This is a genomic window from Tsukamurella sp. M9C (assembly GCF_020169415.1).
In the GTDB taxonomy this organism is placed as follows: Bacteria; Actinomycetota; Actinomycetes; order Mycobacteriales; family Mycobacteriaceae; genus Tsukamurella.
Genome location: NZ_JAIULG010000033.1, coordinates 24,522 through 39,359 on the forward strand (window position 1 = coordinate 24,522; position 14,838 = coordinate 39,359).

The following is a 14,838-nucleotide window of genomic DNA, read 5'->3' on the forward strand; positions in this document are numbered from 1 at the left end:
CCATGGACCACGGGAAGCAGCACGCGTGCTGATCCGCAACGAGACGCCGGAGGATCACGCCGCGGTCGCGGACGTCCACCGGAGCGCGTTCGCCCCCATGACGCCGCCCGGGCGCACGGAGCCGCTGGAGGTCGTCCTCGTCGAGGCGCTGCGGCTCAGCGGCGCCTGGATCGACGAGCTCTCCTTCGTCGCCGAGGACGACGAGGGCGCCGTGATCGGCCACGTCTGCCTCACCCGCGCCGCCGTCGGCGAGACGCCCGTGCTCGCCGCGGGGCCGCTCGGCGTGCGCTCCGAGGCGCAGGCCCAGGGCATCGGCTCGGCGTTGATCCTCGCCGCGCTCGGCGCCGCCGACGCCCTCAGCGAGCGGCTCGTCGCGCTGCTCGGCCACAAGGACTACTACCCGCGCTTCGGTTTCGTCCCCGGCACCGAGGTCGGCATCGAGCCCGACGTCGCGGAGTGGTCCGGAGACTCGTTCATGGTGCGCACGCTCGGCGCGTACACCCCGGACGTGCGGGGCCAGTTCCGCTACGCCCGCCCGTTCTACGTGCTGTAACTCCTAGCCTGCGTCGAACTCCGCACGACGGTCGCGCGCCCACTGCGCGAACGGCCGGGCCACCCGCCCGGTGAGCGCTGCCAGGTCATCCGTCACGAGTCGGGACGCCGGACGCGACCGCGCCGCCTCGACCACCGCTTCTGCCAACGCGCGGGGACGGCCGTCGGCGAGGAGCTGCGCCAGGGCGGCGCCGTACGGCACCGCCTCGAACCGCAACGCCCGGCCGAGGACCGCGCCGAGCGCGTCGACCTGCTCGGCCCGGTCGATCGGTCGCGGGCCGGTGATCCTGTGCAACTCCCCCGCCCGCGGGTCGAGGAGCACCGCGGCCGAGGCGGCGGCCACGTCCCGCTCGTCGACGACCGCCGTCGGCGCCGTGGCGGGTCCACGCACGACGTCGCCGGCCGCGAGTTGAGCCCGCCACCCGCGGGCGTTCGACGCCAGGGTGTCCGAGCGCAGCACGGTCACGGGGACGCCCGTCGCGCTGAGGAGCGCCTCCATATCCGCGTGCGTCCGGGCGATCGGATCGGGCTCCGCACCGACGTCCGCCGCCGCATCGATCGCGGTCGACGAGAGGTACACGACCCGCGTCCCGGACTCCGTGAGGGCGTCGACGACCGGCCCGGACTGGGCGGTGCCGAGGAAGGGCCACATCAGCAGGACGGCGTCCACGTCGCGCAATGCCGCGCGCACCTCGGCACCGTCGGTGAGGTCCCCCATGACCAGGTCGTGCACCGCATTGGCGGGCGGCGTCCGGACCATCCCGCGCACGGCGGCACCGTCGGCGCGCAGGCGCGCCACGATCTCCCGTCCCAGGTTCCCTGCAGCACCGGTCACCAGGACCAGTCCATTCGAAGTGCGACTCATGGGCGAGAATGTAGGGGTTCAAGTCGACCTGAAGGCAAGGGCGCGATGACGATCGGTGAAGTTGCGGCGCTGCTGGGCGTCGAGGCGCACGTCCTGCGGCACTGGGAGGACGTGGGCGCGCTCATCGTCGCGCGCGACTCCCACGGCTATCGCCGCTACGACGCCGCCGCGGTCGAGCAGGCGCGCACGGTGCTCAAGCTGCGCGCCGTCGGCCTGTCACTGCCCGAGGTGATCGCGGCGATGGCCCCGACGAAGGCGGCGGCGCAGCCAGTCGTCGTGGCGAAGATCGAGGCCCTCGAGGCCGAGGTCCGCGCGCGCCGCGCGGCCATCACGTACCTGCAGCACACCGTCGACTGCCGGCACCGCTACCTCGACGACTGCCCCGAGTGCGCCACCTTCGTCCGCGCGCCCTAGCCGTTCCCCGGCAGCCCGCGGGCCTCGGCCTTCTTGCGCTCGATGTCGGCGAGCGCGCGCTCGAGCTCGGCGCGCTCGGCGATGGACGCGTCCCACATGTCCTTGCGGTTCTTCACCACGCGCGCCGGCGAGCCGACGGCGATCGAGTAGGGCGGGATCTCCCCGCGCACCACGGCGTGCGCGCCGAGCACGGTGCCGTGGCCGATGAGGGTGTTGCGGGTGACGGTGACCTTGGTGCCGACCCAGGTGTCGCCGCCGATGCGGACGGGCCCCTTGACGATGCCCTGGTCCTTGATGGGGATGTTGATGTCGTCCATCTTGTGGTCGAAGTCGCAGATGTAGCACCAGTCGGCGACGAGGGAGGCGGGCCCGAACTCGATGTCGAGGTAGCAGTTGACCACGTTGTCGCGGCCGAAGACCGACTTGTCGCCGATGCGCAGCGAGCCCTCGTGGCAGCGGATCTTGTTCGAGTCGCCGATGTGCACCCAGCGGCCGATCTCCATCCGGCCGAGGCCGGGCGTCGCGTGGATCTCGACGTTCTTGCCCAGGAAGACCATGCCCTTGAGCACGATGTGCGGGTTCGCCACCCGGAACTTCAGGAGGCGGAAGTACCGCACCAGGTACCAGGGCGTGTACGCCTTGTTCTTGAGGACCCAGCGCAGCGATGCGGGCGTGAGGAATCGCGCCTGCTGATCGGCCTGCCGCGCGTGCCGCCACCGCGATCGATACGGGGCGTTCCACATGCTCGTCATGCCGGGGAGCCTATCCGGCGGGTGCGCCCCGCCGGTCCGGTACCGCCGCCGCGCTAGTCTGTGGGGCGATTGTGGCAGTCGATAGTCGAGGGAGACACATGCGGTTGGGTAGGCGCGCGCTCACACTGGGCGCGACGGTGGCCGCCGCCGCGGTGCTGGTCTCCTGCACGCCCGACAACACTTGGGTGTACGCCGACGACTCCGCCTCCTGGCCCGGCATGTACGGCGACTCGCGCAACAACTCGTACGCGGAGAAGGACGCCGCCTCCTCCCTCGTCCCCGCCTGGACGCGCGACCTCGTCGGCCCCAACACCGTGCAGCCCGCGATCTCCAACCGCGGCGTGGTCTCGGTGACCGCCCGCACGGAGACCGGCTGCACCACGTTCAACCTCGAGCTCACCGTCGGCCGCAAGACCTACTGTCGCCGCGACGCCGCGGGCGCCGACCTGCAGGCCCCCGTCGTGGATCAGTTCGACTACACCTACCTCGGCATCCCCGGCTGGGTGTACAGCTTCAACGCCGACAACCAGGTGCGCTGGCGCTATCCCACCGCGGGCACCCCGCTGTGGATCAAGCTCGCCGGCGACAACACCGTTCTCGCCGTGACGCACCTCGGCCAGATGGTGCTCGTCGACACGCACGACGGGGACGCCGCGGGTGCCGCGATCGGGCTGTTCCCGCAGGTCTCGGCCAACGCCAACGGCGCAGGCCTCGAGGACTGCGCGACCAACGGCCCCGGCTGCCCGGTGTCCGGGCCGCCCGCCGTCGACACGCAGGCCGAGCGCGCCTTCGTCGTCGTCGGGGCGAAGGGCGGACCGTCGAAGGTGATGGCGGTCGACTACGACAAGAACGGCGGCGACCGGCACGACCTGCGGTACGCGTGGGAGCGCGCGGACCTGCCCGACGGTGCGATCGGCTCGCCCGCGCTGTCGGCCGACCGCGCGACGCTGTACGTGAACCTGCGGGGCGAGAAGCTGGCCGCGCTCGACGCGAGGACCGGCGCCACGAAGTGGACGCACGACCTCGGGTACCAGAGCACGCTGCCCCCGTCGGTCTCGCCCGACGGGACGATCATCCCCGCCGCGCCCGGCCTGCACCGCGCGTCGTTCGTCGCGCTCAAGGACGAGGGCACGAGCGTGCGCGAGGCCTTCAAGCGCACCGACGTCGCGATGGTCTCCCCCGCCACGCAGATCCGCGGCGGCGTCGGCTACGCGGTGGTCCGCTCCTGGGCGGCCGTGCAGTCGCAGCTCATCGAGTTCCGCACCGACACCGGCACCACGCTGCGCACCTTCGACCTGCCGGACTCGGTGAAGTCCGCCTCGGGCGTCTCGATCGGGCCCGACGGCGAGCTGGTCACCGTCGGCGACGACGGGACCGTCTTCGCGTTCACGTCGGGCCGCCGCACGGGCGACAGCGTCGCCAAGAATTGACGCGCACGGGCACCGTCGCACGACGGTGCCCGGACGCTCGGGTCAGCGGTACGAGGGGCCGCGGTACGCGGTCAGAGCAGGGTGACCGGCAGCAGGTCCCGGAGCTCGTCGAGGCTCGTGCCGAAGGTCTCGAGCACGCGGACACCGTCGGGCCCGGTCTCGAAGACCGCGACGTCGGTGTACACCCGGTTGACGCAGCCGAGGCCGGTGAGCGGGTAGGTGCAGGCCGGGACGAGCTTGGACTCGCCGGACTTGCTGAACAGCGACATCATCACGTAGACCTGCTTCGCCCCGATGGCGAGGTCCATCGCGCCGCCGACGGCGGGGATGTCGCCCTCGCGGCCGGTGTGCCAGTTGGCGAGGTCGCCGCGCTCGGAGACCTGGTAGGCGCCGAGCACGCACACGTCGATGTGCCCGCCGCGCATCATGGCGAAGGAGTCGGCGTGGTGGAAGTAGGCCGCGCCGGGCTTCTCGGTGACGGGCACCTTGCCGGCGTTGGTGAGGTCCGGATCGACGGCGTCGCCCGTGGCCGTGGGCCCCATGCCGAGCATGCCGTTCTCGGTGTGCAGCACCACCTCGCGCTCGTCCGGCAGGTAGTCGGCGACCTTGGTGGGCTGGCCGATGCCGAGGTTGACGAAGGCGCCCCGCGGGATGTCGCTCGCGATCCGGGCGGCCAGCCGGTCCATCGTCATGCGCTGCTGCGTGGTCATCGTGCACCCTCCACGGTGTAGTGCCGAGCGGCGACCGGAACGATCCGGTCGACGTAGATGGACGGCGTGACGACCGCCTCGGGGTCGATCGTGCCGAGCGGGACGACCTCGTCGACCTGGACGATCGTGGTCGCGGCGGCCGTCGCCATGACGGGCCCGAAGTTGCGGGCGGTCTTGCGGTAGAGCAGGTTCCCCCACGGGTCGGACCGGTGGGCGGCGATGAGCGCGTAGTCGCCCCGGATGGGGAACTCGAGCAGGTACGTGCGCCCGTCGATCTCGCGGGACTCCTTGCCCTCGGCGAGCGGCGTGCCGACGGCCGTCGGGCAGTAGAAGCCGCCGATGCCCGCGCCCGCGGCGCGCATCCGCTCGGCCAGGTTGCCCTGCGGGACGACCTCGAGGTCCACCTTCCCCGCGCGGTAGAGCTCGTCGAAGACGTACGAGTCGCTCTGCCGGGGGAAGGAGCAGACGACCTTGCGGACGCGGCCGGCCGCGAGCAGCGCCGCGACCCCGACGTCGCCGTTGCCGGCGTTGTTGGAGACCACGGTGAGGTCGGTCGCGCCCTGCCGGATGAGGGCGTCGATGAGGTCGAAGGGCATGCCCGCCAGGCCGAAGCCGCCGATCAGGACCGTCGAACCGTCCTCGATGCCCGCGACGGCGTCGTCGACGCTCCCGTGCACCACTGCCTTGCTCATGCGCTTGCCTCCGTGTTCTCCGAGACGTTCTCCAGGACGACGGCGAGGCCCTGGCCCACGCCGATGCAGATGGCCGCGACGCCGTACCGCTCGCCGCGCGCCCGGAGGGCCTTCGCGAGGGTGCCCAGCAGTCGTCCGCCGGACGCGCCGAGCGGGTGCCCGAGCGCGATGGCGCCGCCGTAGGGATTGACGATCGCGGGGTCGATCCCCCACGCGTCGACGCACACCAGCGACTGCACCGCGAAGGCCTCGTTGAGTTCGACGACGCCGACCTCGTCCCAGGAGATCCCGGCGCGGGCGAGGGCCCGGTTCGCCGCCTCGACCGGGGCGTACCCGAACAGCTGCGGCTCCAGCGCCGCGGCGCCGCGGCCAGCGATCCGAGCGAGGGGGTCGAGCCCGATCGTCTCCGCCGCCGCGCCCGAGCCCAGGAGGACCGCCGCCGCACCGTCGCTGAGCGGGCTGGCGTTGCCCGCGGTGATGGTCCCGTCGGGGCGGAAGGCGGGCTTGAGCGCCCCCAGCTTCTCTACGGTGGACCCGGGCCGGACGTTCTCGTCGCGCTCGAGCCCGTCGACGGGGACCACGAGGTCGTCGTAGAAGCCCTCCTCCCACGCCGCGTGGGCCCGACGGTGCGACAACGCCGCGAACGCGTCCTGCCGCTCCCGGGAGACGGAGTACTTCTCGCCCAGTTGCTCGTTGGCCTCGCCGAGGCTCACCGTCCACTCGGGCGGCATCGCCGGGTTGACCAGGCGCCAGCCGAGGGTGGTCGACACCGCGGTGACGTCGCCGGCGGGAAAGGGCTTGGCGCTCTTGGGCAGGACCCAGGGCGCACGGGTCATGGACTCGACGCCGCCGGTGAGCACGACCTCGGCATCGCCGGTCTCGATCGCGCGGCTGCCCATCATCGCGGCGTCGAGGCCGGAGCCGCACAGGCGGTTCACGGTGGTCGCGGGGACGCCGACCGGGACCCCGGCGAGGAGGGCCGCCATCCGCCCGACGTTGCGGTTGTCCTCCCCGGCGCCGTTGGCGTTGCCCCAGACCACCTCGTCGACCGACGCGCCCGCGCCGAGGCCGGGGGCGCGGTCGAGCACGGCCCGGATCGCGGTCGCGGCCAGGTCGTCGGGTCGGACGCCGGCGAGGGCACCCGCGAACCGCCCGAAGGGCGTGCGTGCGGCTGTGTAGACGAAAGCTTCCATGGCTTCGACCGTAGGGCGAGACATACAGATATTGAAGTACCAAAATGATGGCCAATTGATACTCTTGTCGTATGAATCTGCGCCAGCTGCAGTACTTCGTCGCGGTCGCCGAGGAGCGCCACTTCGGCCGCGCGGCGCAGCGCCTGCACATGGCGCAGCCGCCGCTCTCGCACCAGATCCGGCAGCTGGAACAGGGTCTGGGCGTCGAGCTGTTGCACCGCACCACCCGCCGGGTCGAACTCACCGACGCGGGGCGCGCCTACCTCGAGCGGGCGCGGGCCGTGCTGTCCTCCGTCGACGACGCGGCGGACCACGCGCGCCGCGTGGCCGCCGGCGCCACCGGGCACCTGACCATCGGCTGCGTCGGCACGGCGACCTACAGCCTGCTGCCGCCCCTGGCCCGCCGGCTCGCGGACGAACTGCCCGGCATCGACTTCGCCTTTCGCGGCGAGATGCTGGTGCCGGACCAGGTCGAGGCCCTGCGCACCGGCGCGATCGACATCGCGCTGCTGCGCCCGCCGGTCGCCGACCCGTCGCTGCGGGTCCGAGTCCTGCGGCGCGAGCCATGGGTGGTCGCGCTGCCCTCCGATCACGCCCTCGCGCGCCGGAAGCGGCTGCGGGTGGCCGACCTGGCCGGGGAGCCGTTCATCGTGCACAGCGCGGGCCGGCGATCCGCCATGTACGACCGCGTCGTGGCGCTGTTGCGCGAGGGCGGCGTGGCCCCCACGATCCGGCACGAGGTGGGCGAGACCTCGACGCTCGGGACCCTCGTCGCGGCGGGGCTCGGCATCGCGCTGGCGCCCGAGCCGATCACGGCGCTCCGGCTCGACGGCATCACCTACGTACCACTGGCCGGGGCCGGCGGCGGCGTCGAGCTCGCCGTCGCGCACCTGGCCGACCGCACCGATCGCCACCTCGAGCGGGTCACAGACCTCATCGCCGACCTGACGGCGGACTAGCAGGGAGCACTACCGGATCGCCCGGTCGCGGGTCTGCGACGGGGACTCCCCGAACCGCCGCCGGTACATCGCCGCGAACCGCGACGGATGCGTGAACCCCCACGCGTACGACGTGTCCGTGACGGTCCGGTCGACGCGCGCGTCCAGCAGCTCGGCACGCACCCGGTCGAGCCGCTCCCCGAGGATGTAGGCGCTCGGCGTGATCCCCAGTCGCTCCTGGAAGGCCCGCTGCAGCGACCGCACGCCCACCCCGGCGTGCGCGGCGACGTCCGGCACCGACAGCGGCCCGCACAGGCCGGCGTCGATGTGGTCGAGCGCGCGCTGGAAGACCTTCGGGTGCACCCGGTCCGGACCGGACTCGTGCACCAGCGCGGAGTGGCTGTGCGGCTGCGCCACGAGCAGCCCCGTGATCAGGAGGTCCCGCCAGTGCCGGGACATCGCCGGCTCGGCGGCGAGCCCGGCCTCGTCGTCGAGGTCGCGCAGCAGCAGGCGCAGCGCGTTCGACCAGCTGCGCATCCCCGGACCACCGAGGTCCAACGCGACGTCGAAGACGACGGGCCCGCCGACGGGCCGCCCGATGAGGGATTCCAGGCGCTCGTGCACGGCCGCGCGCTCGAGCCGTAGGTGCAGTTGGCGGTACGAGCCGTCCATCCGCATCCGCGCCCGCATCCGGGGCGAGAGCAGCGCGGCGCCGGCGCCGTCGATCACCGCGCCCTCGTCGGCGTCGACGAGCTCCAGCCGGTTGCTGCCCCCGACCGCCAGCATCAGGTCGTAGTAGTCGATCCGATCGAGGATGTCGACGTCGACCGGCACGCCCTGCTCGAGGTAGATCATGCCGAGGTCGGCGATCCGGGCCGATCGCACCTCGCCGTCGAACGGCGCACCGTCGCCGCGGGGAACGACGATCGAATGGGTGCTCAGCAGCCCGCCCGCCGCGCTCCGGAAGGCGTCGACATCGCGGGTCCGCAGGCCCCCGAAGCGGCCGAGCGGGGACGGCGCTGTCGCGCCGCCCACCTCCGCGCCACCCCACATCGCACTCGCCTCCACAGCTCCGCGGGGCACCCCGGAGGCGCCCTCACCAGCACGTTACACCCGGCCGTCCCCACCACCGGCGGTCCGCGACACCACCTCGCGACGCGAATCGGCCGGTCGCGTCGCACAGCGGATAGTGGCGCCGGTCACAGCTTCGTAGCGTCCCTCCCATCGCACAGTCCAGCCCACCGTCCAGCCCCTGGAGGAGACCCGTGAACGCGGAACCGAGAAGCACCACCGAGTACGACGTCGCCGTCGTCGGCTACGGCCCGACGGGTCTCGTCCTGTCGTCGATGCTGGCGCGCGCGGGGCACCGCGTCGTCGTGGTCGAGCGCTGGCCCGGCCTGTACGGCATGCCCCGGCTCACCCACATCGACGGCGAGACGGCCCGCATCATCCAGGCCGCCGGCGACGTGGACGCCGCGCTCCGCGACGCGGCCCCCGCGTCCGTGTACGAGTGGCGCAACGGCGCCGAGGATCTGCTCATCGCGGTGGACTGGTCGGGCGAGTCCAGTGGCTTCGCCGCGCACTACTCGATGTACCAGCCCCACATCGAGCAGGCGATCGACGACCGCAACCGCACGTACCCGAACGTCGACGTGCTCCAGGGCACGATCGTGGTCGGCATGGAGCAGCACGAGGACCGCGTCGAGCTCGCGGTGCGGCCGTTCACGCGCGACCGCGACGCGCAGTGGGCGGACGCCCCCGAGCGGGTGATCACCGCGTCGTACGTGGTCGGCGCCGACGGTGCCTCGAGCACCGTCCGGCACATCCTCGGCGTCGGCCTCACCGACCTCCACGTCGATGATCGATGGCTCAACATCGACACCGAATGCGCGCGCCCCCTGGGCGATCGGTTCGCCGTGGCCCGGCAGTTCTGCGATCCGGTCCAGCCGCACATGTTCATGCCGATCGGCCGGAGCCGCCAGCGGTTCGAAGTGGCCGTCCGCCCCGAGGACGACGCCGACGAGATGGCGACCGAGGAGTTCGCGTGGCGGTGGCTGCGGGCGCAGCACGGCCTCGGACCGGAGGACCTGACCATCCTGCGGCACATCGTCTACACCTTCTCCGCGCGCACCGCGGACGCATGGCGCGTGGGCCGCGTCTTCCTCGCCGGCGACGCCGCGCACACCATGCCGCCCTACATGGGGCAGGGCGCGTGTTCCGGCATGCGCGACGGGATCACGCTCGCCTGGAAGCTCGACCTAGTGCTGTCCGGCCGGGCGGACGAGGCCCTCCTCGACACCTACGAGCAGGAGCGCCGGCCCCACGTCGAGGTCATTCAGGCCTGCGCCGTGGAGCTCGGCCGGGTCGCGAACCTCAAGGATCCGGCTGCGGCCGCGGAGCGCGACGCCGCGTTCCTGCGCGGCGAGGTCCCGTCGCTGCCGCCCTTCCCGACGATCACCGCGGGCGTCGTCGACCACGACGACCGCAACTGCCTCGCGGGAACTCTCGCGCCCCAGGGCGTGGTGCGCCGCGGCGACCGCGCCGGGCGGTTCGACGATCTTCATCCGTGGGGATTCGCGGTGATCACGACGGCGGACGCGACCGCCGTACTCGGCGCCGACCGCCTGGCCTCCCTCGCGGGGCTCGGGGCGACCGTCGTGACCGTCGAACCCGGGCACGAGCACTCCGTCGAGGACACCGGCGGCGCGTACGCGGCGTACTTCGCCGCCACCGGGACCGAGACGATCGTCGTACGCCCCGACTTCCACCTGTACGGCGCGGGCGCTCTCGACGATCTCCCGCGGCTGATCGACGGCCTCGGGGCCGCACTGCGCCGCGCCGCCGCCCGCCCCGAGGCGGTGGCCCGATGACCGGCGCGACCGCGGCCAACGAGGCGCACTGGCGGGCGATGGGCGTCACGCGCCTGCTCGACGCGGGCATGCGCTACGACGACGTGCTCGCGCTGCGCGCCGGCACCGACGCGGGCGAGCCGTGGGACGGGGTCGCCGAACGACTCGGCGCCGCGCGCGCGGCGCAGGCCGCGGACGCCGCGGCCGCGGGGCGGAGCGTCACCTCGTACGAGCTCTTCCGGGCCGCCGCCGCGTGCTTCCTGTTCGCGCAGATGGCCTTCAACGCCGACACCGATCGCAAGCGGGCGCTGTACGCGCGCTTCGACGGGGCCGTCGCCGCTGCGGCGACGCACTCCCCCGTGCCGATGTGGCGGATCGAGCCCGCGTTCGGCGGCCGCCGGCTCGCCGGCTGGCACCTGCGGCCCCCGGCGCCGCGCGGCACCGTCGTCGTCTTCGGCGGCCAGAGCGGCTGGGGCGCTACCTACCTGCGCTACGCCGACGCGCTGCTGGCGCGCGGGCTCGCGGTGATCCTCGCCGAGGGCCCCGGCCAGGGCGACTCCCGCCTCCAGCACAGCGTGTACCTCGACGTCGACGTCGCCGCCGCCATCGGGACGTTCGTGGACCTCGCGCGCGCCGACGGCCCCGTCGGCGTGTGGGGCAACAGCGTCGGCGGCCTCTTCGCGGCGCTCACCGCCGCCCGCCACGACGGGGTCGGCGCGTGCTGCGTCAACGGCGCCTTCGCCGCGCCGCGGCTGCTCCCCTTCCGGACCTTCGCGGAGCAGGCGCGCGCGATGCTCGGCACCGACGACGACGCGGCGGTCACCGCGAACTTCGCGCGCCTGCGCTTCGATCCTTCGGCCGACCGGATCGCGTGTCCGCTGCTCGTACTGCACGGCGGCGCGGATCCGCTCGTGGACCTCGCCGATCAGCAGCCGTTCCTCGACGGCGCCGACGACGCGACTCTGCGAGTCTGGGACGACGGGGAACACACCATCTACAACCACGCCGACGAACGGAACGCGGTGGCCGCGGACTGGTTCGCCGAGCGACTCACGGAGGTACGCGCATGAGGTTCACCCACGACACCCTCGCCCAGCAGGTCCGCTTCGGATCCGGCACCGTCGGCGACGCCCTGGCCGAGGTCACCTCGGGCGCGCAGCGGATCATGCTCCTCTGCACGCCCCGGGAGTCCGAGCGGGCTGCGGCCATCACCGCGGGCCTGCCGGTGGCGCTCGCCCACCACGACGTGGCGATGCACGTCCCGATCGAGGTCGCGGACCGCGCCCGCACCGCCGCCGCCGACGCACAGGCGGACCTGTTGCTGTGCTTCGGCGGCGGCTCCGCGATCGGCCTCGCGAAGGCGGTGGCGCTGACCTCGTCCCTGCCGATCGTCGCGGTCCCGACGACGTACTCGGGGTCCGAGGCGACGTCGGTGTGGGGCCTGACGGAGGACGGCCGCAAGACCACAGGGGTCGACCCGAGGGTGGCGCCGCGCGCGATCGTCTACGACGCCGAGCTGACCCTCGGCCTGCCCGTCGCCACCAGCACGACGTCGGGGCTCAACGCCCTGGCGCACTGCGTGGACGCGATGTGGGGCCCCCGGGCCGACCCGATCGACCGGGTGCTCGCCGCCGAGTCCGCGCGTGCCCTGCGCGAGGGTCTGCCGGCCGTCTCGGCCGACCCGTCGGGGCTCCCGGGGCGCGAGCAGGTGCTGTACGCGGCGTACCTCGCAGCGTCGGCCTTCTCCTCGGCGGGATCCGGCCTGCACCACAAGATCTGCCACGTCCTCGGCGGCGCCTTCGACCTCCCCCACGCGCCGACGCACGCCGCGGTGCTCCCCCACGTCCTCGCCTTCAACGCGACCGGCGCGCCGGAGGCGGAGGCCCGGCTGGCGGAGGCCTTCGGCGCCGACGACGCCGTCGCCGGCCTCGCGGCCCTCTACGCCGAGCTCGGCGGGGTACGGCCGCTGCGCGACCTCGGCATGGCGGAGAACGACATCGATCCCGCCGTCGAGGCGATCGCGCCCCTCGTCCCGTCCGGGAATCCGCGCCCGGTCACCGCCGCCGACCTGCACCGCATCCTCTCCGCTGCGTGGTCCGGCGCCGCGCCCGGCACCGTCTAGGGAGTTCGCCATGGACCACACCGTCACCCCCGAGCAGTCGGCGGCCGAGCAGGCACTCACCGACCGCGTCCTGCGATCCTTCGCCGCGACCGACGATCCGCGCCTGAAGGAGTTGCTCGCCGCGCTCGTGCGGCACCTGCACGCCCTCGTCCGCGAGGTCCGGCTCACCGAGGCGGAGTGGGAGGCCGCGATCGCCTTCCTCACCGCGTGCGGCGACATCACCGACGACAAGCGGCAGGAGTTCATCCTGCTCTCCGACGTGCTCGGCGCGTCGATGCAGACCGTCACCGTCAACAACGAGCTCGACGGCGACGCCACGGAGGCCACGGTCTTCGGGCCCTTCTTCGTCGACGACGCCCCGGAGATCCCGTTCGGCGGGGACATCGCGGGCGGCGCCGTCGGCGAGCCGTGCTGGGTGGAGGGCACCGTCATCGGGACCGACGGCGCGCCGGTCCCCGGCACCCGCATCGAGGTCTGGGAGGCGGACGAGGACGGCTTCTACGACGTGCAGTACGGCGACGACCGCACCGCGGCACGGGCCTGGATCGCGGCCAACGGGAACGGGGGGTACGGGTTCTGGGGTCTGCGACCCACGCCCTACCCGATCCCGGCCGACGGCCCCGTCGGCCGCCTGCTCGCGGCCACCGGCCGGTCCCCGATGCGCGCGGCGCACCTGCACTTCATGGTCTCCGCCCCCGGGTTCCGGACGCTGGTCACGCACATCTTCGTCGATGGCGACGAGCAGCTCGCCGTCGGCGACAGCGTCTTCGGCGTGAAGGACTCGCTGATCAAGCGCTTCGACCGGCAGCCGGCGGGCACCCCGGCGCCGGCGGGCCGCGACCTGGGCGGCGTCGCGTGGTCGCGGACGCGCTTCGACGTGGTCCTGGCGCGCGAACCCGTCGCTCGGTAGGTACGGCGCCCGCCTCGCGGTGTTACGCGCGGACGACCTGCGCGGTTACCGCCCGATCACCGACTCCTCATCGCGCTCCCCCGGTGTCGAGTGCGTTCGTGGACCTCTCCACCATGGTGCGATCCGTTCACCGCTCTGCGAAGGAGCTCAGCCCGATGCCCATCACCGATCGCCGGATCACCCTGCGGTTCCTGGCCGCACCCACCGACGTCGCCACCCTCGGTGGCGGCGTCCGCGGCGGCCGCGTCCTGGAGTGGATCGACAAGGCCGCCTACGCCTGCGCCGCCGCCTGGTCGGGCGGCTACTCCGTGACCGCGTACGTCGGCAACATCGGCTTCGGCCGCGACATCGCCTCGGGCGACGTGGTCGAGGTGCGGGCCACGCTGGTCTACACGGGGCGCAGCAGCATGCACATCCGGTGCGAGGTCGCCTCGGCCGATCCGCGGGTCGGCACGTTCACCGTCGCCAGCACCTGCCTGCTCGTCTTCGTCGCGGTCGACGAGGCCGGGAAGCCGACGCCGGTGCGCCAGTGGCAGCCCGTCCTCGCCGAAGACGTACGCGCCGCGGAGGAGGCCGAGGCCCGCACCGACGTGCGGCGGCGGATCGCGGCGGCGATGAACGGCGCCGACTACTCGCTGCCGAGCGAGGCGGAGCGGCGCACCACGCGGTTCCTCGCCGCGCCCACCGACATCAATTGGGGTGGCAAGGCGCACGGCGGGCGGGTGATGGGCTGGATGGACGACGCCGCCTACCTCTGCGCGGCGGGCTGGAGCGGCGGCGAGGCCGTCACGGTCTACGTGGGCGGCGTGCGCTTCTACCGCCCGGTACAGATCGGACAGGTCATCGAGGTGACGGCGCGGCTGCTGCACACGGGCCGCCAGACGATGCACGTCTCGGTGCACCTCGCGACCTGCTGGCCGCACGAGCACGAGCCCCAGCCGGCGGCGCACGCGCTGCACGTGCTGGCCGCGCTCGACGCCGACGGGGACGCCACCGCGGTCCGCCCGTGGGCGCCGCAGCTGCCGGGCGACGTGGCGCTCGACGCGCACGCCCGCGAGCTGATCGCGATCCGCGGCCGGCGCAGCGCCTCGGCCGCGACCCGGATGGTGGCGATCTGACCGGCTAAGCTGGGCGCATGGTCCGGCAGCCCCTCACCCCCGAACAGATCGCCGCGGGTCGGCGCCTGGGGGCGCGGCTGCGCGCGGCCCGGGGCGATCGCCGGCCCGACGAGGTGGCCCGCGCGGCGGGGATCTCCCCGGAGACGCTGCGCAAGATCGAGACCGGCCGGATGGCGACCCCCGCGTTCGGCACCGTCGTCGCGCTGGCGGCCGTGCTGGGCGAGCCCCTCGACGGGCTGGCGGCGGAGTACCTGGACGCGGAACGATTCAGCCCCACCGGTTAGTGCGTGGTA

At 73.4% G+C, this 14,838-nt stretch carries 16 protein-coding genes; 10 read left to right on the top strand and 6 right to left on the bottom strand.

What is annotated here, in order from left to right:
• Positions 1–25: 25 nt before the first annotated feature.
• A complete protein-coding gene (locus LB823_RS15710) occupies positions 26–553 on the top strand; it encodes a GNAT family N-acetyltransferase (RefSeq protein ID WP_224648347.1) in 528 nt (175 codons plus the stop codon).
• A 3-nt stretch (positions 554–556) separates the two neighbouring features.
• On the opposite strand, the gene LB823_RS15715 is transcribed toward LB823_RS15710, so the two are convergent.
• A complete protein-coding gene (locus tag LB823_RS15715; protein ID WP_224648349.1) occupies positions 557–1,417 on the bottom strand; it encodes an SDR family oxidoreductase in 861 nt (286 codons plus the stop codon).
• Between the two features lie 45 nt (positions 1,418–1,462).
• Between LB823_RS15715 and LB823_RS15720 the strand changes: the two genes are divergently transcribed.
• On the top strand, positions 1,463–1,831 hold the full coding sequence (locus LB823_RS15720; RefSeq protein ID WP_224648351.1) for a MerR family transcriptional regulator: 369 nt from the start codon (positions 1,463–1,465) through the stop codon (positions 1,829–1,831).
• On the opposite strand, the gene LB823_RS15725 is transcribed toward LB823_RS15720, so the two are convergent.
• The gene (locus LB823_RS15725; protein ID WP_224648353.1) at positions 1,828–2,583 is read right to left on the bottom strand and encodes an acyltransferase; all 756 of its coding nucleotides are present in this window, start codon (positions 2,581–2,583) and stop codon (positions 1,828–1,830) included. The two genes, LB823_RS15720 and LB823_RS15725, sit on opposite strands and share 4 nt — an antisense overlap.
• Before the next feature lie 98 nt (positions 2,584–2,681).
• On the opposite strand from LB823_RS15725, the gene LB823_RS15730 reads away from it, so the two are divergent.
• Entirely contained in the window at positions 2,682–4,013 is a 1,332-nt protein-coding gene (locus tag LB823_RS15730; protein ID WP_224648355.1) for a PQQ-binding-like beta-propeller repeat protein, read from the top strand.
• A 71-nt stretch (positions 4,014–4,084) separates the two neighbouring features.
• Here the strand turns inward: LB823_RS15730 and LB823_RS15735 are convergent, their stop codons facing one another.
• From LB823_RS15735 to LB823_RS15745, 3 genes are read right to left on the bottom strand one after another with little or no spacing between them, the layout of a single operon-like run.
• Positions 4,085–4,723, bottom strand: a complete 639-nt coding sequence (locus LB823_RS15735; RefSeq protein WP_224648358.1) for a 3-oxoacid CoA-transferase subunit B — start codon at positions 4,721–4,723, stop codon at positions 4,085–4,087.
• The gene (locus LB823_RS15740; protein ID WP_224648360.1) at positions 4,720–5,415 is read right to left on the bottom strand and encodes a 3-oxoacid CoA-transferase subunit A; all 696 of its coding nucleotides are present in this window, start codon (positions 5,413–5,415) and stop codon (positions 4,720–4,722) included. Before LB823_RS15740 ends, LB823_RS15735 begins: the two co-directional genes overlap by 4 nt.
• Positions 5,412–6,608 (bottom strand): thiolase family protein, encoded by a 1,197-nt coding sequence (locus tag LB823_RS15745; protein WP_224648363.1) that lies wholly within the window; start codon positions 6,606–6,608, stop codon positions 5,412–5,414. Before LB823_RS15745 ends, LB823_RS15740 begins: the two co-directional genes overlap by 4 nt.
• A gap of 71 nt (positions 6,609–6,679) precedes the next feature.
• Here LB823_RS15745 and LB823_RS15750 point away from each other — a divergent pair, with 71 nt between their 5' ends.
• Positions 6,680–7,567: a LysR substrate-binding domain-containing protein gene (locus tag LB823_RS15750; RefSeq protein ID WP_224648365.1), complete on the top strand. Its 888-nt coding sequence runs from the start codon at positions 6,680–6,682 to the stop codon at positions 7,565–7,567.
• A gap of 9 nt (positions 7,568–7,576) precedes the next feature.
• On the opposite strand, the gene LB823_RS15755 is transcribed toward LB823_RS15750, so the two are convergent.
• On the bottom strand, positions 7,577–8,599 hold the full coding sequence (locus LB823_RS15755; RefSeq protein WP_224648368.1) for an AraC family transcriptional regulator: 1,023 nt from the start codon (positions 8,597–8,599) through the stop codon (positions 7,577–7,579).
• Between the two features lie 212 nt (positions 8,600–8,811).
• On the opposite strand from LB823_RS15755, the gene LB823_RS15760 reads away from it, so the two are divergent.
• The 6 genes from LB823_RS15760 to LB823_RS15785 all read left to right on the top strand — a co-directional run bounded on the left by LB823_RS15760 (position 8,812) and on the right by LB823_RS15785 (position 14,829).
• Positions 8,812–10,416, top strand: a complete 1,605-nt coding sequence (locus LB823_RS15760; RefSeq protein WP_224648370.1) for a bifunctional 3-(3-hydroxy-phenyl)propionate/3-hydroxycinnamic acid hydroxylase — start codon at positions 8,812–8,814, stop codon at positions 10,414–10,416.
• Entirely contained in the window at positions 10,413–11,465 is a 1,053-nt protein-coding gene (locus LB823_RS15765) for an alpha/beta hydrolase (protein WP_224648382.1), read from the top strand. Before LB823_RS15760 ends, LB823_RS15765 begins: the two co-directional genes overlap by 4 nt.
• On the top strand, positions 11,462–12,517 hold the full coding sequence (locus LB823_RS15770; RefSeq protein WP_224648384.1) for a maleylacetate reductase: 1,056 nt from the start codon (positions 11,462–11,464) through the stop codon (positions 12,515–12,517). The genes LB823_RS15765 and LB823_RS15770 overlap by 4 nt, the downstream gene beginning before the upstream one ends.
• Before the next feature lie 10 nt (positions 12,518–12,527).
• On the top strand, positions 12,528–13,427 hold the full coding sequence (locus tag LB823_RS15775) for a dioxygenase (RefSeq protein ID WP_224648386.1): 900 nt from the start codon (positions 12,528–12,530) through the stop codon (positions 13,425–13,427).
• Positions 13,428–13,582: 155 nt separating this feature from the next.
• Positions 13,583–14,545, top strand: coding sequence for an acyl-CoA thioesterase (locus LB823_RS15780; protein ID WP_224648388.1), 963 nt, complete (start codon positions 13,583–13,585; stop codon positions 14,543–14,545).
• 17 nt (positions 14,546–14,562) lie between these two features.
• Positions 14,563–14,829 (top strand): helix-turn-helix domain-containing protein, encoded by a 267-nt coding sequence (locus LB823_RS15785; protein ID WP_224648390.1) that lies wholly within the window; start codon positions 14,563–14,565, stop codon positions 14,827–14,829.
• Positions 14,830–14,838 lie beyond the last annotated feature (9 nt).